The 21,820-nt window shown below is 63.1% G+C and carries 20 protein-coding genes and 1 pseudogene; 9 read left to right on the plus strand and 12 right to left on the minus strand.

Features of this window, described 5'->3' with window-relative positions:
- Nucleotides 1-4 precede the first annotated feature (4 nt).
- The 4 genes from LGQ03_RS12495 to LGQ03_RS12510 are packed head-to-tail and all read right to left on the minus strand — an operon-like array spanning nt 5 to nt 6,034.
- Nucleotides 5-1,528 carry an ABC transporter ATP-binding protein gene (locus tag LGQ03_RS12495; RefSeq protein WP_226748678.1) on the minus strand — a complete coding sequence of 508 codons (1,524 nt, stop codon included), beginning with the start codon at nt 1,526-1,528 and terminating at the stop codon, nt 5-7.
- Complete coding sequence (gene xdhC, locus LGQ03_RS12500) at nt 1,525-2,268, minus strand: xanthine dehydrogenase accessory protein XdhC (RefSeq protein ID WP_226748679.1); 744 nt, start codon at nt 2,266-2,268, stop codon at nt 1,525-1,527. The genes LGQ03_RS12495 and xdhC overlap by 4 nt, the downstream gene beginning before the upstream one ends.
- Nucleotides 2,265-4,685 (minus strand): xanthine dehydrogenase molybdopterin binding subunit, encoded by a 2,421-nt coding sequence (xdhB, locus tag LGQ03_RS12505; RefSeq protein ID WP_226748680.1) that lies wholly within the window; start codon nt 4,683-4,685, stop codon nt 2,265-2,267. Before xdhB ends, xdhC begins: the two co-directional genes overlap by 4 nt.
- On the minus strand, nt 4,682-6,034 hold the full coding sequence (locus LGQ03_RS12510; RefSeq protein ID WP_226748681.1) for a xanthine dehydrogenase small subunit: 1,353 nt from the start codon (nt 6,032-6,034) through the stop codon (nt 4,682-4,684). Before LGQ03_RS12510 ends, xdhB begins: the two co-directional genes overlap by 4 nt.
- Before the next feature lie 189 nt (nt 6,035-6,223).
- Here LGQ03_RS12510 and LGQ03_RS12515 point away from each other — a divergent pair, with 189 nt between their 5' ends.
- Nucleotides 6,224-6,613, plus strand: coding sequence for a VOC family protein (locus LGQ03_RS12515; RefSeq protein WP_226748682.1), 390 nt, complete (start codon nt 6,224-6,226; stop codon nt 6,611-6,613).
- A 4-nt stretch (nt 6,614-6,617) separates the two neighbouring features.
- Here LGQ03_RS12515 and LGQ03_RS12520 read toward each other — a convergent pair whose 3' ends face one another.
- From LGQ03_RS12520 to LGQ03_RS12530, 3 genes are read right to left on the minus strand one after another with little or no spacing between them, the layout of a single operon-like run.
- The gene (locus LGQ03_RS12520; protein ID WP_226748683.1) at nt 6,618-6,914 is read right to left on the minus strand and encodes an SH3 domain-containing protein; all 297 of its coding nucleotides are present in this window, start codon (nt 6,912-6,914) and stop codon (nt 6,618-6,620) included.
- 32 nt (nt 6,915-6,946) lie between these two features.
- A complete protein-coding gene (locus LGQ03_RS12525; protein WP_226748684.1) occupies nt 6,947-7,426 on the minus strand; it encodes an SRPBCC domain-containing protein in 480 nt (159 codons plus the stop codon).
- Nucleotides 7,427-7,438: 12 nt separating this feature from the next.
- Nucleotides 7,439-7,780, minus strand: a complete 342-nt coding sequence (locus tag LGQ03_RS12530) for an ArsR/SmtB family transcription factor (protein WP_056033241.1) — start codon at nt 7,778-7,780, stop codon at nt 7,439-7,441.
- 85 nt (nt 7,781-7,865) lie between these two features.
- Here LGQ03_RS12530 and dnaE point away from each other — a divergent pair, with 85 nt between their 5' ends.
- Nucleotides 7,866-11,366: a DNA polymerase III subunit alpha gene (gene dnaE / locus LGQ03_RS12535; protein WP_226748685.1), complete on the plus strand. Its 3,501-nt coding sequence runs from the start codon at nt 7,866-7,868 to the stop codon at nt 11,364-11,366.
- 46 nt (nt 11,367-11,412) lie between these two features.
- Nucleotides 11,413-11,991 (plus strand): hypothetical protein, encoded by a 579-nt coding sequence (locus tag LGQ03_RS12540; RefSeq protein ID WP_226748686.1) that lies wholly within the window; start codon nt 11,413-11,415, stop codon nt 11,989-11,991.
- Nucleotides 11,992-11,999: 8 nt separating this feature from the next.
- Here the strand turns inward: LGQ03_RS12540 and LGQ03_RS12545 are convergent, their stop codons facing one another.
- Nucleotides 12,000-12,200, minus strand: coding sequence for a SlyX family protein (locus tag LGQ03_RS12545; RefSeq protein ID WP_226748687.1), 201 nt, complete (start codon nt 12,198-12,200; stop codon nt 12,000-12,002).
- A gap of 99 nt (nt 12,201-12,299) precedes the next feature.
- Between LGQ03_RS12545 and hisS the strand changes: the two genes are divergently transcribed.
- The 4 genes from hisS to LGQ03_RS12565 all read left to right on the plus strand — a co-directional run bounded on the left by hisS (nt 12,300) and on the right by LGQ03_RS12565 (nt 16,399).
- Nucleotides 12,300-13,775 carry a histidine--tRNA ligase gene (gene hisS, locus LGQ03_RS12550; RefSeq protein WP_226748688.1) on the plus strand — a complete coding sequence of 492 codons (1,476 nt, stop codon included), beginning with the start codon at nt 12,300-12,302 and terminating at the stop codon, nt 13,773-13,775.
- Complete coding sequence (locus LGQ03_RS12555; protein WP_226748689.1) at nt 13,772-14,848, plus strand: ATP phosphoribosyltransferase regulatory subunit; 1,077 nt, start codon at nt 13,772-13,774, stop codon at nt 14,846-14,848. Before hisS ends, LGQ03_RS12555 begins: the two co-directional genes overlap by 4 nt.
- The gene (gene hisG, locus LGQ03_RS12560) at nt 14,845-15,537 is read left to right on the plus strand and encodes an ATP phosphoribosyltransferase (protein WP_226748690.1); all 693 of its coding nucleotides are present in this window, start codon (nt 14,845-14,847) and stop codon (nt 15,535-15,537) included. The genes LGQ03_RS12555 and hisG overlap by 4 nt, the downstream gene beginning before the upstream one ends.
- 91 nt (nt 15,538-15,628) lie before the next feature.
- Nucleotides 15,629-16,399 carry a glycoside hydrolase family 25 protein gene (locus LGQ03_RS12565; RefSeq protein ID WP_226748691.1) on the plus strand — a complete coding sequence of 257 codons (771 nt, stop codon included), beginning with the start codon at nt 15,629-15,631 and terminating at the stop codon, nt 16,397-16,399.
- 3 nt (nt 16,400-16,402) lie between these two features.
- On the opposite strand, the gene LGQ03_RS12570 is transcribed toward LGQ03_RS12565, so the two are convergent.
- Both LGQ03_RS12570 and LGQ03_RS12575 read right to left on the minus strand, forming a co-directional pair.
- Entirely contained in the window at nt 16,403-17,962 is a 1,560-nt protein-coding gene (locus LGQ03_RS12570; RefSeq protein WP_226748692.1) for an AMP-binding protein, read from the minus strand.
- Nucleotides 17,963-18,030: 68 nt separating this feature from the next.
- Nucleotides 18,031-18,462 (minus strand): DUF1489 family protein, encoded by a 432-nt coding sequence (locus LGQ03_RS12575; protein WP_226748693.1) that lies wholly within the window; start codon nt 18,460-18,462, stop codon nt 18,031-18,033.
- Nucleotides 18,463-18,609: 147 nt separating this feature from the next.
- On the opposite strand from LGQ03_RS12575, the gene LGQ03_RS12580 reads away from it, so the two are divergent.
- On the plus strand, nt 18,610-20,877 hold the full coding sequence (locus tag LGQ03_RS12580) for an adenosylcobalamin-dependent ribonucleoside-diphosphate reductase (RefSeq protein ID WP_226748694.1): 2,268 nt from the start codon (nt 18,610-18,612) through the stop codon (nt 20,875-20,877).
- Between the two features lie 129 nt (nt 20,878-21,006).
- On the opposite strand, the gene LGQ03_RS12585 is transcribed toward LGQ03_RS12580, so the two are convergent.
- Nucleotides 21,007-21,387 (minus strand): hypothetical protein, encoded by a 381-nt coding sequence (locus LGQ03_RS12585; protein WP_226748695.1) that lies wholly within the window; start codon nt 21,385-21,387, stop codon nt 21,007-21,009.
- A gap of 61 nt (nt 21,388-21,448) precedes the next feature.
- Nucleotides 21,449-21,676 (minus strand): annotated as a pseudogene (locus tag LGQ03_RS12590) (DDE-type integrase/transposase/recombinase); the annotation flags it as partial.
- On the opposite strand from LGQ03_RS12590, the gene LGQ03_RS12595 reads away from it, so the two are divergent.
- A complete protein-coding gene (locus LGQ03_RS12595; protein WP_226748828.1) occupies nt 21,633-21,812 on the plus strand; it encodes a hypothetical protein in 180 nt (59 codons plus the stop codon). The pseudogene LGQ03_RS12590 and the gene LGQ03_RS12595 overlap by 44 nt on opposite strands.
- The last annotated feature ends 8 nt before the right edge of the window (nt 21,813-21,820 follow it).

The raw sequence follows: 21,820 nt of genomic DNA on the forward strand, positions 1-21,820 counted from the left end.
TCCCTCACTCTGCCACATGCGCGACCTCCATGTCATGGGCACCGCCCAGCATCATCCCGATCTGGTCGACCGTCAGCCCGCGGGCCGCGCGTGGCGCGCTCAGCCGGCCTTCGGTCAGGGCACAGAACCGGTCCGAGATCTCCATCAGCTCGTCCAGATCCTGAGAGATCACGACAACGGCAGCCCCTTCATCCGCCAGCGTCAGCAGCGCCTGCCGGATTGCTGCCGCAGCCGCGGCATCAACGCCCCAGGTCGGCTGGTTGACGACCAGAACGCGGGGGGCCTGCATGATCTCGCGGCCGATCACGAATTTCTGCAGGTTGCCACCCGACAGCGAGGCCGCCGTGTGCTGCGGTCCGGGCGTGCGGACATCGAATTGCGCAATGACCGCGCTGGCAAAGGCCCGTGCCTGCGGCCAATCCACAAATCCGCGCCGTGTCAGTGACTTGCGGGTGATCGCCGTGACGGCCGCGTTTTCTGTCAGGCTCATGTCCGGTGCCGCCGCATGGCCCAACCGTTCCTCGGGCGCGCAGAGCAATCCCAGTGCGCGGCGTGCATTCACCGGGCTACGCCCCACCGGTTTGCCATCCAGCAATACGGCGTCGTAGTCGCTCAGCGTCTCGCCGGACAGCACGGCCACCAGTTCATCCTGGCCGTTCCCGGCCACGCCACCGATGCCCAGCACCTCGCCCGCGCGTACGGCGATGCGGATGTCGCGCAGCGCCGTGCCGAACCGATGCGATGCAGGGGCTGACAATCCTGTCAGTTCCAGCGCCATGGCTCCTTCGGGTCGGGCGGCGCGCACGGGTGATTGCAGGACCTGACCCACCATCAGTTCTGCCATCTCGCGCGGCGCGGTGGTGCGGGGGTCGCAGGTCGCCACGACCTGTCCCATCCGCAGGATCGTCGCGGCCTCGCACAGGGCCGCGATTTCCGACAGCTTGTGGCTGATATACAGGATCGATGTCCCCTCCGCCGCCAGTTTGCGCAGGGTCTTGAACAGGATCTCCACCTCCTGCGGTGTCAGCACCGAGGTCGGTTCATCCATGATCAGCAGCTTGGGGTTCTGAAGAAGGCAGCGGATGATCTCGACCCGCTGGCGTTCGCCAGCCGACAGATCGCCCACGATCTGATCGGGATCCAGCGGGAGACCGTATTGATCCGACACGCGCCGCACCTCGGCGGCGATGGCGCGGGGGCTGGGTGGATTGTCCATGCCCAGAACGATGTTTTCCGCGACACTCAGCGCGTCGAACAGCGAAAAGTGCTGGAACACCATGCCAACACCGGCCTTGCGTGCGGCGGCCGGGTCCGTCGGCGCAAAGGGTGCCCCCCGCATGTCCATCGTCCCGCTGTCGGGTTTGACCAACCCGTATATGGTCTTCACGAGCGTTGACTTGCCTGCGCCATTCTCGCCCAGCAAGGCATGGATTTCACCCACGCCCACGGAAAACGATACCTCCCTATTTGCGATCACGCTGCCATAGGCCTTGGTCAGGCCCGTGATGTTCAGCAGCGTGTCCCTCATGCGCGGCGGTCCTGTTTTGCGGCGGTCTGTCGCATCATCGCGTATGCGACACCAATGGCAATGGCCTGCGGGTGTTTTCCCAGGCCCGGATCGCCGATTGGACAGGCGATGCGTGCAATTTGTGCAGGCGCATGACCCAGAGATTGCAGCCGCCCCCGAAACCGTGCCCATTTCGTCGCCGATCCGATCAGCCCCACCGTCGCAAAGCGCCGCGACAGGATGGCGTGGCACAAATCCAGATCGATCCTGTGCGAATAGGTCACGATCAGATGATGGGTGTCATCGGGTGCGTGGGCCACGGCCCGCACCATGTCGGCGGCCACCAGCGGGGTCACATCCGGCGGCAGCAATGACGGCATCCGGTCGGCCGCGTCGTCGATCAGTGTCACCGACCACTCTGGCAGCGGGGCCATCGTGGCTGCGATGGCGCGACCGACATGACCTGCACCCCAGATCCACAAGGGTGCGCCTTGTGGGGGCTCCAGCCGGTCCGCCAGATCATAGTCAAGCGTCACAGACCCGCCGCAGCATTGCCCCAGCGCAGGCCCCAGCGGCACGGTCTGGCGGCTCTGCGCCCGGCCGTCACGCAGCATCGCACGGGCGCGGGCGATGGCCTCCCATTCCAGTGCACCACCACCGATGGTGCCTTCGATGCGGTCCGGCCAGACCAGCATGGCCGTACCTGTCTCACGGGGGACCGACCCCGCGGTCTGGCTCACGGTGATGCGGATCGCCGTCATCGCTGACCTTTGGCGCGCCCGATAGCGGCCAGAACCTGTTCGGCGGTCGCGGGTGCTTGCAGGTCCGGCCAATGCGGCCCGCAGGATGCCACCGCATCCGCGAGTGCGGCAAAGTTCGACACCCCCAGCATGAACGGCGGCTCGCCCACGGCCTTGGACCGGTAGATTGTCGCGGCCGGGTTCGGCTGATCCCACAGGTCCACGTTGAACACCGGCGGACGATCAGAACAGGCCGGGATCTTGTAGGTGCTGGGCGCATGGGTCTTGAGGGTGCCCGCCTTGTCCCAGACCAGTTCCTCCATGGTCAGCCAGCCTGCACCCTGCACATAGCCACCCTCGACCTGCCCGATATCCAGCGCAGGGTTCAGCGAGGCACCGGCGTCGTGCAGTACATCCGTGCGCAAGATGCGGTTTTCGCCGGTCAGGGTATCGACCACCACTTCGGTGACGGCACAGCCCTGGGCAAAGTAGAAAAACGGACGTCCCTGTCCGGCGATCCGGTCCCAGGCCAGGTCCGGTGTCTTGTAAAATCCGGTCGCCGACAGGCTGACCCGGTTCTGATAGGCGGTGAGGGCAGCCTGCGCGAACGTCATGGTTTCGCCTGCGACCGTCACGGTGTTGTCCCCGAACACCACCGTCTGTGGTGCGACCTGATGCAGCGCAGCCAGACAATCCGCAATCCGGTCCCGGATCGTGTCACAGGCAATCGCCACCGCCATGCCGTTCAGATCAGCCCCGGACGAGGCTGCGGTCGCACTTGTGTTGGGCACCTTGTCGGTATCGGTCGCGGTGATCTTGATCGCACCCACATCCACACCAAAACGAGACGCCGCAACCTGTGCGACCTTCTGGAACAACCCCTGTCCCATCTCGGTGCCGCCATGGTTCAGATGGATCGATCCGTCCTGATACACATGCACCAGCGCGCCAGCCTGATTGAGGTGCGTCAGCGTGAACGAAATCCCGAACTTGACCGGGGCAAATCCGATGCCGCGTTTCAACACGGGCGATCCTGCGTTCCAATCCGCAATCGCCGCACGCCGGGCGGCATAATCCGCCGTATCCAGCAGCCGGTCGGTCATCTCATGCAGAATAAAGTCTTCGACCGCCATGCCGTAGGGCGTGGTATTCACATCGCCAGCCACGACCGCGTGCCGATCGTCAGCCACAGTCTGCGATCCGCGCGATGCTAGGTCCGCATGCATCATCTTGCCGGAAATACTCTCGGGGGAGGCCGCAGGCCGGGGGGCAGACAGCCCCCCTGTGACATCGCCCATCGCGCGGTAGTAGTTGACCCGGCGCACTGCGACAGGGTCCAGCCCAAGCGTCTGTGCGACATGGTCCATCACCCGCTCGATGCCCACGACGCCCTGCGGCCCGCCGAACCCGCGAAAGGCGGTGGCACTTTGGGTGTTGGTTTTCAGCCGGTGTGACGTGATCCGGCAGGCGTCCAGCAGATAGGCGTTGTCGGCATGCAGCATCGCGCGATCTGCCACGGGTAGCGACAGGTCCATTGCCCAGCCACAGCGCGCATAATGCGTGAAATCCACAGCCTGCAGTCGCCCATCCGCGTCAAATCCCACGTCGTAGTCGATGGTGAAATCATGCCGTTTCCCTGTGATGACCATGTCATCGTCGCGGTCATAACGCATCTTGCACGGACGCCTCGTGGCAGCGGCGGCCACAGCGCAAGCCACGGCCAGCGCATTGCCCTGGCTTTCCTTGCCGCCGAAACCGCCGCCCATCCGGCGCACGGCCACGCGGACCGCGTGCATGGGCACGCCCAGTGCCTCTGCAACCTTGTGCTGGATTTCGGTGGGATGCTGGGTGCTGGAATGCACCAGCATGTCGCCCGCCTCTTGCGGGATGGCGAGGGCGGATTGTCCTTCGAGGTAGAAATGTTCCTGCCCGCCCATGGTGATCCGGCCCTGCAGGCGGTGGGGTGCTTTGGACAGGGCGGCATCGGGGTCGCCCTTGGTCCAGACGCGGGGTCCGTCCTCGAACCGGCTGTCGGCGGCGAGGGCATGTTCCACCGTCAGGATCGGGTCCTGTGCGTCGTAGGTGATCTGCGCCAGCGCCGCTGCACGGCGGGCCTGACCATGGCTTTCTGCGATCACCAAGAACACCGGCTGGCCCGCATAATGCACGGTGCCGTCAGACAAAAGCGGCTCGTCATGGTTTGACGGACTGACGTCGCAGTCGCGTGGCAGATCGTCCGCAGTCATCACCATGACCACGCCCGGTGCCGCGCGCACGGCGTCAAGGTCCATCGCCGTGATCGTGCCGCGCGCGCAGGTCGACAGGCCAAAGGCCAGCGACAGCGTGTTCGCGGGTGTCGGGATATCATCCACATAGCGGGCAGCACCCGTCACATGCAGGGCCGCGGCGTCATGGGGCAGGGGTTTCGTGACACTCATGCTGTCACCGCATGCAGGTTGATGGCCTGTCCCGTGAGGTCGGCGTGATAGCGGCGCAGCAGGTTCTGGGCCGTTTGCAAACGGTAGGCCGCACTGGCGCGCATATCCGACAACGGCTGGAAATCATCGGCAAAGGCGGGCAGGGCGGCATCCACGGTTGCGACGGTCCAGGGCTGGCCGATCAAACCCGCCTCGACCGCCCCGGCGCGCATCGGTGTGCCCGCCATACCGCCGAACGCGATCCGCGCGGTCGTCACGACGCCATCCGCGATTTCCAGATCGAACGCCCCGCACACCGCCGAAATATCCTGATCGAACCGCTTCGATATCTTGTAGACGCGGTGGTTCGCGCGGCCCTTGGGGATCGTAACGCCGGTGACGAATTCGCCCGGCGCGCGGTCCTGCTTGCCGTAGCTGAGAAAGAAGTCCTGCAGCGGCATGTCGCGCGTCGCGTCCCCGCAGCGCAGGTGCAACGTCGCACCCAAGGCGATCAGCGCAGGCGGATTGTCCCCGATGGGAGAGCCATTGGCGATATTGCCGCCGATGGTCGCGGCATTGCGCACCTGGACCGAGCCATAGCGCCGGATCATCGCGGCATAAGACGGGTAATGCGGTGCGATCGCGTCCAGCACGCGGGTCATCGTGACGCCTGAACCAAAGTGGATCGCATCATCGGTCTGGGTGATCTGTTGCAGGTCAGTGCAGCGGTTCAGAAACGCCACCTCGCCGAGGTCGCGGAACTGTTTGGTGACCCACAGGCCCACATCCGTGGCCCCCGCAATCAGCGTGCCGTCAGGGTGCGCCTGATACCAGGCGGCCAGCGCATCGGCACTGTCCGGTGCAAATGGCGCGTCAACGTCAACGGGCGCGTCGTGCATCCATACGGGGACCTCTGCGGCTGCTGTCGCCTCGGCTGCGCGAATGATTGGCGCGTAGCCGGTGCAGCGGCACAGGTTGCCGGACAGTTGGTCGTCGTGATCGGTGCGACCGTTCAGATGTGCGGTCGCCATGCTGACGACGAATCCCGGCGTGCAGAACCCGCACTGGCTGCCGTGGTGGTCGATCATGGCCTGCTGCGCGGGATGCAATGTGCCGTCGGGGGCTGCGATCCCCTCGACCGTGCGGATCGATTTGCCCGCCAGTTGCGGCATGAACAGGATGCAGGCGTTCAGCGCGCGGGCCCCTTGATCGTCGGTGACCATGACGGTGCAGGCCCCGCAGTCGCCTTCGTTGCAGCCTTCCTTTGTGCCGGTCAGGCCGCGGTTTTCGCGGAGCCAATCCAGCAGGGTGCGCGTGGCTGTGGTGTCGGCGGTGACGACCTCGCCGTTGAGGCGAAAGGTGATGTCCATGAATTATGTCCGCCGCGATACCGGATGTGCAGGAACGGGCGCGTCGATGCGGCGTAGACGCGGCCCGGTGAATAGAAAACCGGATCGGGCTGCATTTGGCAAGTGCGGAGGGGGCGCGGCCCCCGGCTGCGCCTCCCCCGGAGTATTTTTGGCAAGATGATACAGCACCATGGCGAAGGAAGCAGCACCATGCGAATATGCGCGGCAGACGGGTTCGCGATGACGGGTTTCAGGATTTCGGCGCTGCATCACGTCCAACTGGCCATGCCAGAAGGGGCAGAAGACATGGCGCGTGCCTTTTACGCCGGGCGGCTGGGGCTGACCGAGGTGGCAAAGCCTGCGGCCCTGGCCGTGCGGGGAGGCGTCTGGTTCGCGGGTGGCACGCTGTCGCTGCATCTGGGGGTCGAGGACCCGTTCATCCCCGCGCGCAAGGCGCATCCCGCGTTGATTGTCGATGATCTCGAGGCGGCGCAGGCTGCCTTGGGTGGGTCGCAGATCACGGCACTGCCGGGGTTGCGGCGGTTTTATGTCGACGATCCCTTTGGCAACCGGATCGAAATCGTGCAGCCTGTGGCGTGACCTTTCAGCGTTCCTGCAGGTAAGCTGCCGAGACGTGGCCCTTGATCCCGCCCAGTGACACGGCGCACCAGCGGGTGTTGCCCATCGGTTGGCAGGAATCCACGTTCAGAATCGTCCCGTTGGGCAGGCCCAGCACCGTGACGAAACCTGTGCCGGGGCCGGCGCGCATTTTCAGCATGTCGTCTTCCTCGACGCCGATGACCTCGAACTGGCCGAGGCCGGGCAGCAGGTTGACGTCGCCGTCGCGCCCGCAACCGGTCAAGGCCATTGCCGCCGCAGCGGCGCAAAGTGTGATGCGCATCGCGTTCTCCTGTTTTCGGAATGAGGGCAGGGTTAGAGTGTCCCGGCCAATGTGTCGAGTTGTGTCGTGGCAGCCCCCCAGCCGTCATGAAATCCCATGTCCGCGTGCGCCTGTGCGGCCGCGGCGGTGGCGTGGGTGCAGGTGGCGGTGTAGGTGCAGCCGCCCGGGGCGGGGGCTATCAGGATCTCGGCGGTGAATGCGAAATCGGTCGCATCATGGCCCAGCATGTTGGGCCGGAAATCCGGCCCCAGCGCATTGGTCCAGACCAGGCGCTTGCCGGGCTCTGCGATCAGGATGCAGCCGGGTGCGGTTGCCATTTCGCCGTGATCCGGGATGGCCATGACAGTGCGAAACCCGCCGCCTGGACGGGGATCGATGTCGGCTATTGTGACCTGAACCGGATGCGGGGCGAACCACTGCCTGAGCAGGTCCGGTTCGGTCCAGCAGCGCCAGACCTGTGCGGGCGTCGCAGACAGGCTGCGGGTGAATGACAGGGCATGCGGTGCAGCCATGGTCGTAATCCCTTATGAATTTTCCAGATCGTCGGTGTCGTCCAGCATCAGGGCCATCTGGCCCTGTTCGCCCAGCCGCCGTTCCCAGATTGTCCGTTGCCATGCCAGCCAGCCCTGCGCCTCCATCAGGGGGTCGGTGTTCAGATGGCAGGTGCGCACACGGCCTTTCTTGACCGAACGGACAAGGCCTGCGGCCTCGAGCTTGCCCAGATGTTTCATGAAGGTGGGCAGGGCGATGGGGTGAGGTGCGGCCAGTGCCGTGACCGTTTTCGGCCCGCCTGCCAGCTGTTCGAGGACCGCGCGGCGGGTGGGATCGGCAAGGGCCGAGAAAAAGGCGTTCAATGGCAGGGTCATACATCATCAGATTGCATCGGCGGGATGCCACGTCAACGTCGCTTGTGGGCTTTCGCGCGGTGGCCCGCCGCCGTAACCTGCGGTCATGAGCAAAGTACCCCGATTCATTCATCTGCGCGTCCATACCGAATATTCGTTGCTGGAAGGTGCCGTGCCGGTCAAGAAACTGGCAGGCATGGTCGAGGCGGCGGGTATGCCCGCGGTCGCCATGACCGACACCAACAACATGTTTGCCGCCCTCGAGTTTAGCGAATACGCGGCCAAGGCGGGGGTGCAGCCTATCGTCGGTTGTCAGATCAGCCTGGGCTATACCACGCCGGAGCCCGGCAAGCGGCCGGATGCGCCTGCGCCCATCGTGCTGCTGGCGCAGTCCGAGGCGGGTTACATGAACCTGATGAAGCTGAATTCGGCGCTGTATCTGTCGGGCGACGGGCTGGCACCGCAGATCACCGTCGATGATCTGAGCCATCATCACGCGGGCCTGATCTGCCTGACCGGCGGGCCTGACGGACCCATCGGTCGGTTGTTGCGCCAGGGCCAGCGCGCCAAGGCCGAAGCACTGACCGATACGCTGCATGCGCTGTTCGGCGACCGGCTTTATGTCGAATTGCAGCGCCACCCTGACGGCGGTGGCCTGCCCGAGGCGGAACGCCTGTCCGAGCGTGGCCATATCGAGATCGCCTATGCAAAGGGCTTGCCGCTGGTCGCGACCAACGATGTTTATTTCCCGAAATCCGACCTGTACGAGGCGCATGATGCGCTGCTGTGCATCGCGGACGGGGCCTATGTCGATCAGCAAGAGGACCGCAGGCGGCTGACGCCGCAGCATTATTTCAAATCGGAACGGGAAATGGCGACGCTGTTTGCCGATCTGCCAGAGGCGCTGGACAACACCATCGAGATCGCAAAGCGGTGTGCGTTCAAGGTCTACAAACGCGATCCGATCCTGCCGAAATTCGCTGATGACGAGGTGGCGGAATTGCGGCGTCAGGCGCAGGAAGGCCTGCGCGCCCGTCTGGCCATCATTCCGCATGCGGCCCCCGTCGAGGACTATGAAAAGCGGCTGGAATTCGAACTGGGCATCATCGAGGGCATGGGGTTCCCCGGCTATTTCCTGATCGTGGCGGATTTTATCAAATGGGCCAAGGGTCAGGACATCCCCGTGGGCCCGGGCCGTGGGTCCGGTGCGGGGTCGCTGGTGGCCTATGCGCTGCTGATTACCGACCTTGATCCGCTGCGCTATAGCCTGCTGTTCGAACGGTTCCTGAATCCCGAACGGGTTTCGATGCCCGATTTCGACATCGATTTCTGCATGGACCGCCGCGAAGAGGTGATCCGCTACGTGCAGGACAAATACGGGCGCGACAAGGTGGGGCAGATCATCACCTTTGGCGCGCTGCTGTCCAAGGCGGCCGTGCGTGACGTTGGCCGCGTGTTGCAGATGCCGTATGGTCAGGTGGACCGCCTGTCCAAGATGATCCCGGTCGAAGGTGTGAAGCCCGTCAGCATCGAAAAGGCGCTGGCGGACGAGCCGCGCTTGCGTGAAGAGGCCAAGAACGAAGAGGTCGTGGGCCGGCTGCTGACCTATGCCCAACAGGTCGAAGGGCTATTGCGCAACGCATCCACCCACGCGGCCGGCGTCGTGATCGGGGATCGCCCGCTGGACGAGCTGGTGCCGCTGTATCAGGACCCCCGGTCCGACATGCCTGCCACGCAGTTCAACATGAAATGGGTCGAACAGGCCGGGCTGGTGAAATTCGACTTTCTGGGTCTGAAAACCCTGACGGTCATTCAAAATGCCGTCGATCTGATCCTGAAATCGGGTCGTCCGCTGCACGTCGATGCAGAAGGCAACACGCTGTATCAGCCGCCTGCGGGTGCGGAAAACGACATCGGCACTATCCCGCTGGACGATCCGAAATCCTACGCGCTCTATGCGGCCGCCAAAACTGTTGCCGTGTTCCAGGTGGAATCCAGCGGCATGATGGATGCGCTCAAACGAATGAAACCGACCTGCATCGAGGATATCGTGGCCCTCGTGGCACTGTATCGTCCGGGTCCGATGGAAAACATCCCGACCTATTGCGAGGTGAAGAACGGGCAGAAAGAGCTGGAGTCGATCCATCCCAGCATCGACTACATCCTCGAGGAAACCCAAGGCATCATCGTCTATCAGGAACAGGTGATGCAGATCGCGCAGGTCATGGCGGGCTACAGCCTTGGCGGGGCCGACCTGTTGCGCCGTGCGATGGGCAAGAAGATCGCCGAAGAGATGGCCAAGGAGCGCCCGAAGTTCGAGGCGGGTGCCGTCGCCAACGGGGTCGACAAGAAAAAGGCCCGCGAGGTTTTTGACCTTCTGGAAAAATTTGCCAACTACGGATTCAACAAGTCCCACGCCGCCGCCTATGCCGTCGTCAGCTACCAGACGGCGTGGCTCAAGGCGAACCACCCGGTCGAATTCATGGCCGGTGTGATGAACTGCGATATCCATCTGACGGATAAGCTCGGCGTCTATTTCCAAGAGGTGAAAAAGGGGCTGGGTATCGGTTACACCCCGCCTTGTGTGAACCGGTCGCAGGCAATGTTCGATGTCCACGAGGGCAAGCTGGTCTACGCGCTGGGCGCGTTGAAAAACGTAGGCGTCGAGGCGATGAAGCTGATCGTTGCCGCCCGTGCGGATGGGGAATTCGTCACGCTGTTCGATTTTGCCCGCCGTGTTGACCTCAAACGTGTTGGCAAACGCCCGATGGAAATGCTGGCGCGGGCCGGGGCATTCGATGTGCTGGACCCGAACCGCAGGCGCGTGATGGCGTCACTGGATGCCTTGGTGGGCTATTCGGCGGCGATCCACGATCAGAAAAATTCCAATCAGGTCAGCCTGTTCGGTGACGCGGGCGAGGATCTGCCCGAACCGCGTCTGGCGGGGGGCGACGACTGGTTGCCTGCCGAACGGCTGGCAGAGGAATTCAAGGCCATCGGGTTCTATCTGTCCGGTCACCCGCTGGACGATTACATGGGTGCGCTGAAACGCAAACAGGTGCTGACGCTGGACGAGGTGACGGCCAAGGCCGAACGCGGCGCCTGCATCGTGAAAATGGCGGGCACCGTGTCGGGGCGTCAGGAACGCAAATCGGCGCGCGGGAACCGGTTCGCCTTTGTCCAGCTGTCGGACCCCACCGGCCAGTATGAGGTCACGATGTTCAGCGATACGCTGGAGGTCGCGCGCGAACATCTGGAAACCGGCAATCAGGTCGTGATCCAATGCGAGGCGACGATGGAATCCGACCAGTTGAAACTGCTGGGCCGCTCGGTCAGCCCGATCGACACGGCGGTGGTCGATGCGGTCAGTGGCGGTTTGCGCGTGTTCCTCGATGGTCCAGAGGCCATCCCGTCCGTTGCCTCGATCCTGGCAAATGCCGCAAGGGACCGGGTCAAGGGCGCACGTGGCCCTGTGTTCTTCTGCCTGATGGGGGACGGCCTGCCGGGCGAGGTTGAAGTCGATCTGGGACAGGATTTCCCGGTCAATCCGCAGATCAGAGGAGCCTTGCGGTCGCTGAGCGGCGTGGTCGAGGTCGAAGATGCGTAGCTGTGTGCCAGAGGCGTGCGGCGGTGTTGAGGTGAGGATGGTGGGCATGATGAATAGATTTCTGGCAGCACTGGGGTGCTGTGCATTGGTTGGCTGTGCGGGCGCGGGTCTGGGTACTGGCACACCCTTGGTCACGTCAGACGTGGATGCCTTGGCGGTCGGGCCGGGGGCCGCGCTGCCCTTTGGCGAAATCGCTACCACCTGCGGCATCGCCACTGCGGATATGGGGATGCCGGTTGCCGCCGCCTCTGGCTATACCGTCTATGACACCGCGCCGACCAGCACTGCAGTACGCACGCATTACATCGACGGGTTCAGTGACGGTTGCGCCAGACAGTTCACGGCCGCCCTTGTGCTGACGGGGGATGTCAGCACCCACGAAGGTGTGCGCTATGCCCGGACGCCTGCGCAGCAGCGCTATTCCGAAACCGACACGGCCTACGAGGCGATCAAACGTGCGTTCTGCGGGGTCGGCACGGGCGAGCCTTGCGGCAGCAGGATCGACGCGCTGTCACGTCGGACCGTATTCGTCACCGCCTATCCGCAGTTTTCGGGCAGCAATTCATGGAAGGAATTTCTGCTGCACGAGGGCACGGTCGCGGCCAGCGGCACCGAAACGCCCTGATTGCCGTCCTACCAGTGCGGCGGACGTTCGTCGCCCAGCGGCACGGTGCCGCTGCTTTCGGCCTCGCGGGTCGCCTCGCGCTGCATCAGCATTTCGATGCGGCGCAGGGCGATGGTCAGATCCTTGTCCTGCCGTGCGACGACATCTGACAGGTCCTCGACCAAGCGGGTCAGGTGGGCGATCTGTATTTCAAGGTCAGTCTTATCCATGCGCCAGAGTTAGGTCATCGCGCCTGCCATGCCAAGCCATTGCCCCGCAGGCCCGTGCGGGGTATGTCGCGCGCGACTGACAGACCCACAGGTGATCCGATGGCAAAGCCGAAAAAGACCCCGCGCCCCAAGGCCGTGACGCCCAAGGGCTTTCGCGATTATTTCGGGGCAGAGGTCACGCATCGCAACGAGATGCTCGCCAAAATCGCAGAGGTCTATCACCGCTATGGCTTTGACCCGCTGGAAACATCCGGGGTCGAGACGGTCGAGGCGCTGGGCAAGTTTCTGCCCGACGTGGACCGCCCGAACGAGGGTGTGTTCGCCTGGGAAGAGGACAGCGACTGGCTGGCGCTGCGCTATGACCTGACGGCGCCGCTGGCGCGGGTTGCCGCGCAATACCGCGATACGCTGCCGTCGCCCTATCGCCGCTACGCAATGGGTCCGGTCTGGCGCAACGAAAAGCCGGGACCGGGGCGGTTTCGCCAGTTTTATCAATGCGATGCGGATACCGTGGGCGCGCCGTCTGTTGCCGCCGACGCCGAAATCTGCGCGATGCTGTCGGATACGCTGGAAGCCGTCGGCATCCCGCGCGGCGACTATGTGATCCGGGTGAATAACCGAAAGGTGTTAGATGGTGTGCTCGAAACCCTTGGTCTGACTGATGATGAGGACGCCAAGAAAGAAGCCGTACTGCGGACGATCGACAAATTTGACAAGGTTAGCATTGAAGAATTTTGGGCGCTTTTGACCACAGGGCGACTTGATGCGTCGGGCGCGTTTATCAAAGGCGTAGGGCTGACGCAGGATCAGGCACAGAACATCGGCCAATATATGCAGTCACGATGTGAGACAGCCCAAGAGACGCTAGGACTTTTGTCACAAATGATAGGCAACTCTGATTCCGGTGCCTCGGGTCTGAAAGAACTGCGCGAAATGGCAGAACTCCTTGCCGCCCAAGGCTACGGCCCTGACCGCATCGTCATTGACCCCTCCGTTGTCCGTGGCCTCGGCTACTACACCGGGCCGGTGTTCGAGGCGGAACTAACCTTTGAGGTCACTGACGAAAAGGGGCGTCCGCGCAACTTTGGCTCTGTCGCGGGGGGCGGGCGGTATGACGATCTGGTCAAACGCTTTACCGGCCAAGAGGTGCCTGCGACGGGTGTGTCCATCGGTGTGGACCGCCTGCTGGCCGCACTGCACGCCAAGGGGCGACTGGATACCAAGGCACGCGGTCCGGTCATTGTCACGGTGATGGATAAGGCGCGGATGGCGGATTATCAGACCATGGTGGCGGAACTACGTCAGGCGGACATCCGGGCAGAGGTGTACCTGGGCAACCCCAAGAATTTCGGCAACCAGCTGAAATACGCGGACAAACGCGAAAGCCCGATTGCGGTGATCGCGGGCGGCGATGAATTCGACCGCGACGTCGTGCAGATCAAGGACCTGATCCTGGGCGCAGAAATCGCCAAGGACGCCACCGCCGAGGAATGGAAGGACCGCCCCCAGCAGGTCGAGGTGCCGCGCGCCGAGATGCTGGCGCGGATCCGTCAGATGCTGGACGACCAGTCGTGAACGCCCCCGCGATACAGGCTGAAACCGACCGCCTGTCTGCCTGCTTTGCCAAGGCCGGCGCGCAGACGGTCTATACGGACGTGCTGCAACCGGCGGATACGCTGCTGGATCTCTATGGCGAGGACATTCGCGGGCGGTCCTATCTGACCTCTGACCCGGCGCTGGGCGAAATGGTGCTGCGGCCCGATTTCACGGTGCCTGTGGTGCAGATGCACATGCAGTCCCACGCCAATCCAGCACGCTATACCTACGCGGGCCGCGTGTTTCGCAAGCAGGACGTGAACCCCGGCCGTGCGACCGAATTCGTGCAGGTCGGGTTCGAGATCATGGGCGGCGACGATCCTGCCGACGCCGAGGCCGAGGTTTTTGCCACGATCCGCGCGGCCCTTGGCGATTTGCCGCTGCGGGCGGCGACCGGCGATATCGGCGTGCTGATGGCTGCCGTGCGCGGGTTGCGGACCACGCAGGCGCGCAAGGATGCGTTGATGCGTCACATCTGGCGGCCCCGGCGGTTTCGCGCGTTGCTGGACCGGTTCGGCGGGCGCACGCCACCGCCAGCGTCACGCACTGCGCTGCTGGCCCTGACCGATCCGCTGGACGGCGCACCCGCGCTGGCAGGTGTCCGCACCCGTGACGAAATCGCGGCAAGGATCGCATCCCTGCGCGAAGACGCGGCTGCGGCCCCCATCTCGGCCAGTGAAATCGCACTGCTGGATGTGATCCTCGATCTGCGTGCATCCGCGCCGCAGGCGCTGGGCCGTCTGCGCGATATCGCCATCGACATGCCCGCGATCGAACCGGCGGTGACCCGGATGCATGCGCGGCTGAACGCGCTGCATCTGCGCGGTATCGACGTGGACGCGCTGGAATTCGAGGGCAGCTATGGCCGCACCTCGTTGGAATATTACGATGGTTTCGTGTTCGGGTTTTACGCGGCAGAGGGGCACCAGCCCCCGGTCGCCACGGGCGGGCGCTATGACGCGCTGACTGCCCGGCTGGGTGATACCGATGTGCCTGCGGTCGGCGGCGTGATCCGCCCCGATCTGGTGCTGGCCGTCAGGGGACATGTGTGATGCTGAAACTGGGTGTGCCGTCCAAGGGACGGCTGATGGAAAAGACGTTTCAATGGTTTGGCAAACGGGGCGTGACGCTGCGCAAATCCGGGTCTGACCGGGAATACGCCGGGGCCGTTGACGGGATCGACGGTGTCGATCTGGTACTGCTGTCCGCGGGTGAAATCCCGCGCGAGCTGGCCGCCGGCCGCATCCAGCTGGGCGTCACCGGGTCCGATCTGGTCCGGGAAAAACTTGCCAATTGGGAAAGCACCGTGCGTCAGGTGACCCCGATGGGGTTCGGTGGTGCCGATCTGATCATCGCCGTGCCGACAGGCTGGGTCGATGTCGATACGGTGGACGACCTTGATGCGGTTGCCGCTGCGTTTCGTGCGACCCACGGGCATCGCCTGCGTATCGCGACCAAGTATCATCGCCTTGTGCGGGAATTCCTCGCCCGCGAAGGCGTCGCGGATTATGCGCTGGTCGACAGCCAGGGTGCGACCGAAGGCACGATCAAGAACGAAACCGCCGAGGCGATTGCCGATATCACCTCGACCGGGGAAACCCTGCGGGCCAACGGCCTGAAAGTACTCAGCGACGGGATGATCCACGCTAGTCAGGCGACGTTGTTCCGGTCGTCACGGTCCGGGTGGACCATGGCGCAGCGCGACACGTTCCGCGCACTCGAACATAAGCTGGGGCTCTAGGCGTCGGGTCAACACGGTTGTTTGACCGGCAGGTCATGGCGTCAGACCACCAGACAGGTCACAGTCGCCTGATACCTGTTGGGGCGGTGTCATGGCAGCTTTGCGCGTTTTGTCTCTCTCGTTGATATGTTCCGTCTTGATCGCTTGCGGCGGCACCGGTGGCGCAGTCCTGGACGATGCGCCCGGCAATCCGCGATTTGCCGATGCCGATCCGCACCCCGCCATCGGCACGCAGCCTGCGTTTTATCCGGTGCACGGGCTGGATGTCTCGCGCTACCAGACGGCCATCGACTGGCGGACCGCGCGGGCGGCGGGCATTCGTTTCGTCTATATCAAGGCGACCGAAGGCGGCGATCTGAGCGATCCGATGTTCGCGGCCCACCGCAACGGGGCCAAGGCGGCAGGCGTGCGATACGGGGCCTATCATTTCTACTATTTTTGCCGGTCACCGCAGGAACAGGCCGCATGGTTTATCGCCAACGTGCCGCGTGACCGGGACGCGCTGCCGCATGTGCTGGATCTGGAATGGAACCACGGGTCGCAGACCTGTCGCCGCAGGCCTGACGGTGCCACCGTCCGGGCCGAGGCGCAGGTCTTTATGGATATCATCGAACGGCACTACGGTCGGCGTCCACTGGTTTACACCACACCTGACATGTACCGCGACGCGGGGCTCGGGGCCTTGCCCCGCACCCAGTTCTGGTTGCGGTCGGTGGCGGCCCATCCTGCCACCACCTATCCGGGCGAGGGCTGGTCGTTCTGGCAGTATACATCCACCGGGATTGTGCCGGGGGTGGCACGCCGAGTGGACATCAACGCCTTTGCGGGATCACTGGCGGAATGGGAACGTTGGATCGAGTGAGCGTCAGTCCTCTGCCTGCACCCGGTCACGCAGGAAACGGCGCAGGATCTTGCCGGACGCGCTCTTGGGGATTTCATCGACGCGATCGATGCGGTGCACCTGCTTGTAGGACGACAGGTTGGCGGCCAGATGCGCGCGGATCGTGTCATCGTCAGGGGCATTGTCGTCGCCGACCACAAAGGCCATCGGCAATTCACCTGCCTCTGGATCAGGGATGCCGATGACGGCGACATCGGTGATCCCGTCCAGCGCGATGATCGTCGCCTCCAACTCTGCCGGGGCGACCTGAAACCCCTTGTATTTGATCAACTCCTTGAGGCGATCCACGACGAACATATGACCGTCCGCGTCGATCCGGCTGATGTCGCCGGTGCGCAGCCAGCCATCCGCGACGATAGTGTCCGCCGTGGCCTTTGCGTTGTTCAGATAGCCCTGCATCACGTTGGGGCCCTTGATCCACAATTCGCCCTCGGCCCCCGGTTCGGCGTCCTGTCCGGTTTCGGAATCCACGATGCGGCACTGGACGTTGGGGGCCGCGATGCCCGATGATCCGGGTTTTGCATCATCCAGCGGACACAGGTGGCTGACGGGCGACAGTTCGGTCATGCCATACCCTTGTAAACTGACGCAGTTCAGGCGTTTGCCGACGGTATTTGACAGATCAGCGCCCAGGGGGGCCGCCCCGCAAAATGTCTGTTCGACACTGGACAGGTCGAAATCCGCCACCATCGGGTGCTTTGCCAGCGCGAGTGCGACCGGCGGAACGACCCACATGCGCCGCGCTTTGTGGTCCTGGCTGATCCGCAGAAACATTTCCAGATCAAAGCGGGGCATGGTCACAAGCGCGCCACCACCAGAAAGATGAACGTTCATCAATACGGTCATGCCGTAGATGTGGAAAAACGGCAGAAAACCGGCGGCGACCTCTCCCGGTTGGAATCCCGCGCCGTGGATGATTTGATCCACGTTCACGATCAGATTGCGATGGGACAGCATCACGCCTTTGGGCAGGCCGGTGGTGCCGGACGAATAGGGCAGGACGACCGTATGGTCGTCCAGGTCGACTGCGACCTGTTCGGAAAGAGGTTCGCCCATCATTTCCGTGATCGGCGTCAGGCACACGGCGTCACCGATACTGTAGATTTCGGTGACGCTTGTATCGACCGCGGCCTCCTTGGCTGTTTCCGCGAACATCGCGACCGTGACCAGCAGATCGGCCTGACTGTCATTCAACTGGTGGCGCACTTCTGACGCGGTGTAGGTGGGATTGATCGTCGTGACGGTGCCACCGGCAAAGGCCGCGGCATGAAACACCACGCAGTATTCGGGCATGTTCGGGGCCATCAGCGCCAGCGTCTTGCCGGGGCCGAAACCATGCGCACGCAGGCCACCCGCCAGCGCGCGAATCTGGTCGATCACATCGCCCGCCGTCAGGCTGCGCCCTGTCGGTCCATCGGTCAAAACGACCTCTGACCTCCGGTTTTCCAGCCCGGCAAAGATCGCCTGCGTGATAGACACGTCCCGCAGCGGCACGTCATCGAATTTGTTCGGATAGATATGCATGATGAACCTCCCAATTCGCGCAAATCGTCGCACGGGTCGGGCCGCCTGTCACCTGTGCTGACGCAAGGTTATCTGACGCCGATATCGGCCAGCGCCTTGGAAAGTTCAGGGGGCAGCGGTTCTTCGGCCTGGCGGCCTTCTGCCAGATCGGGCGGCGCGTCTGCCGGGGACAGGTATCGCCACCCTTGAAACGCCTTCTTGGGGGTGGCGGCGACGCGGATCACATCGGGGGCCAGCACCAGTCCACAGCGGCGCACGCCGTCCTGACCGATGATTTCGCGCAAGGCCATGATCGGTTGCCGGCACAGGATCACACCCTTGATGACCCAGTAGATCGACCCGCCGTTCAGCAGTTCGTCCTCGCGCTTGGGCCACATGCGGGTCACGTGGTAATACTGCCCGTCGCGGACCTGTTGGGACCGCACGCGTTGCCAATCGAGCATGTTCTCGATTGATTCAGTGCCAACCGATAGCTTTACCAGATTTACGTGGTTGCCCAATGTGTCACCCCAGATGTAGTATGCAGATCCGGTTTAACCGATTCTTTACCTGACGAACAGGTAGAGTTGGTCACCGCTGTTTCAATTGACCATGCCCGCCGCTGGACCTATTCCTGCACACCTTCACCACACCCCAAAGGATTCGTCATGACCCGTTTCACCGCCCCGATTGCAGAGCAGATCTGGGACATGAAGTATCGTTTCAAAGAAGCAGACGGCACCCCCATCGATGAAACCGTCGAGGATACCTGGCGGCGTATCGCGGGCGCGCTGGCCGTCGTGGAAAAGGAACCAAAGGTCTGGGAAGATCGGTTCTATGATGCGCTGGCGGATTTCAAATATCTGCCCGCAGGACGTATCACCGCCGGTGCGGGCACCGCGCGCGCGGTGACGCTGTTCAACTGTTTCGTCATGGGTACCGTGCCCGACAGCATGGGCGGCATTTTCGACATGCTGAAAGAGGCCGCGCTGACCATGCAGCAGGGTGGCGGGATCGGCTATGATTTCTCGACCATCCGGCCCAAAGGTGCGACCGTGCATGGCGTGGCCGCAGACGCATCCGGGCCGTTGTCGTTCATGGATGTCTGGGACGCCATGTGCCGCACGATCATGTCAGCAGGGTCACGCCGTGGCGCGATGATGGCCACCATGCGTTGCGACCATCCCGACGTCGAGGATTTCATCACCGCAAAACACGACGCCGCCCGCTTGCGGATGTTCAACATGTCCGTGCTGATCACCGACCCGTTCATGGATGCGGTCAAGGCGGACACCGACTGGGATCTGGTTTTCAAAGGCGAGGTCTACCGCACGGTCAAGGCGCGCGACCTGTGGAACGCGATCATGAAATCCACCTACGAGGTGGCGGAACCGGGTGTCATCTTCATCGACCGCATCAATGCGGCCAATAACCTGAATTATTGCGAAACCATCGCCGCCACGAACCCCTGCGGCGAACAGCCTCTGCCGCCCTACGGCGCGTGCTTGCTGGGGTCGATCAACATGGCGCGCATGGTCTCTGATCCCTTTGGCGATGCGGCAGCACTGGACGAGGCGGCACTGACCGACCTGGTCGCCACCGCCGTGCGGATGATGGACAACGTCGTGGATGCCAGCCAATTCCCGCTGGAGGCACAGCGCCAGGAGGCGCAGGCGAAACGCCGCATCGGTCTGGGTGTCACGGGTCTGGCCGATGCGCTGCTGATGGTCGGCCTGCGCTATGGATCCGAAGAGGCGGCGCGTCAGACCGACCGCTGGATGCACGCGATTGCCCGCGCCGCCTATCTGGCGTCGGTGGACTTGGCCAAGGAAAAAGGCGCTTTCCCGCTGTTCGACGCAGAAGCGTTCCTTGCATCTGGTGCGATGCAGGACATGGATGACGACGTGCGCGACGCGATCCGCACCCACGGTATCCGCAACGCACTGCTGACATCCATCGCGCCCACGGGCACGATCAGCCTGTACGCTGGCAACGTCAGCTCTGGGATCGAGCCGGTGTTTGCCTATGCCTACACCCGCAAGGTTCTGCAAAAGGACGGCACCAAGACCGAAGAAGAGGTCGTGGATTACGCCGTGCAAATGTGGCGCGAATTGAAGGGTGACGCTGACCTGCCGGATTATTTCGTCAACGCACAGACGCTGGCCCCGCTGGACCACGTCCGCATGCAGGCCGCCGCACAAAAGTGGATCGACAGTTCGATTTCCAAGACGATCAACTGTCCCGAGGACATCAGCTTTGATGACTTCAAGGACGTCTATATGGCGGCCTGGGATCAGGGGTGCAAAGGTTGCACCACCTACCGCCCCAACGCGGTCACCGGTTCGGTGCTGAGCGTGTCAGAGGACAAGCCGGTGCAGGTCCAGACCGACGGCGAAACTGCAGAGGTCGTCTATATGACCGAACCGCTGGACCGCCCGACAGAGCTGGAGGGTGCCACCTACAAGCTGAAATGGCCCGATAGTGAGCACGCAATCTATATCACCGTGAACGATCTGGTCATTGCAGGTCACCGCCGCCCGTTCGAGGTGTTCATCAATTCCAAGAACATGGAACATTTTGCCTGGACGGTTGCGCTGACGCGTATGATCTCTGCCGTGTTCCGCCGTGGCGGCGACGTGACTTTCGTGGTCGAAGAGCTGAAGGCCGTGTTCGATCCGCGTGGCGGCGCCTGGGTCAAAGGCAAATATGTCCCCAGCATCCTCGCCGCCATCGGCGGCGTGATCGAGCGTCACATGATCGCGACCGGATTCCTGACCGGCGAGGGGGAAGGCCTGAAAAGCGACCCGCAAGCAGATGTGGTCAACCTGTCCGACGCCCCCCGCGGTAAGGCCTGTTCCAGCTGCGGCAGCTATGAGCTGCGTATGGTAGAGGGTTGCATGACATGCGCCAGCTGTGGGTTTTCCAAGTGCGGCTAAGTTTTTAACCCCACGGTGTGAATCACCTCATCCGAGTTCCGGATCGGGAGCCCCAGGATCGCCGAATGATTGCAGGACCGAGGCCGCGCGACAGCGCGGCCTTTGTCTTTTACGCATTGCATCAAGCAGTTACGCGAAAGCGCGATCAACGTCGTGGCGCAAGTACAGCGTGCCATAATCTTCGCCGTCGGGCGAGAAGGCCTCGACCCCGGCCGCTCTCAAGGTTGCCGTCATGGACTGCCAACTCTTGCCGTGGGCCTGCGCCATCGTCCGTGGCGTGTAAAAGCGCCGGTGGAAGGCGTCTGCATCGTCCCGGGTGATGAAGAGCTGCTTCGTCTTCAACTTGGGATGGGCCATCTCGGTCGCGGGCGTATGGCCGTTCAAAACAAGGCGCCTCATACGGATCGGCTGGCCGATGCCGACCGATTTCGAAAACAGCTCGATGCTCTGGTTCGAAGATGTCTCAGGCGAAAGGACCGAGCAGACCTCAAGCGGCCATGTCTCTGACATATGTGCCTGCAGGATCCCCCGAAATTCATCGTAGTCGGTGTCGTCGATGGTATCGTGGGTTATGCTGACGCAGGATCGTCTGATAATCGGGCGAACAATATTGGCTGCTGCGGTCGCTGTTGAAGATACAGCCTCTGGGCGGCGACCTGAGGGCGATCGCCATCGTCAGCGCCCGGATCGCCAGGTCGCGCTTCAATCGGTTGCCGACAGCCCAGCCGATCACGTGACGAGAGTGCAGGTCCAAGATGACCGCCAGATACAGCCAGCCCTCGCGGGTCCAGATAAACGCGGCAGCCGGACTATTGATGCGTGCCGTCGAAAAGGTTTGCGCAGATGGTATCATGACGCCAGATGTTGGTGGTACAGCCACGACGCAGGACGTGACCGACGGCGTTTGCGAAGTGATCCGCGGCGAAAATATCTGAGGGTTTGC

This window comes from Loktanella gaetbuli, assembly GCF_020531945.1.
In the GTDB taxonomy this organism is placed as follows: Bacteria; Pseudomonadota; Alphaproteobacteria; order Rhodobacterales; family Rhodobacteraceae; genus Loktanella; species Loktanella gaetbuli.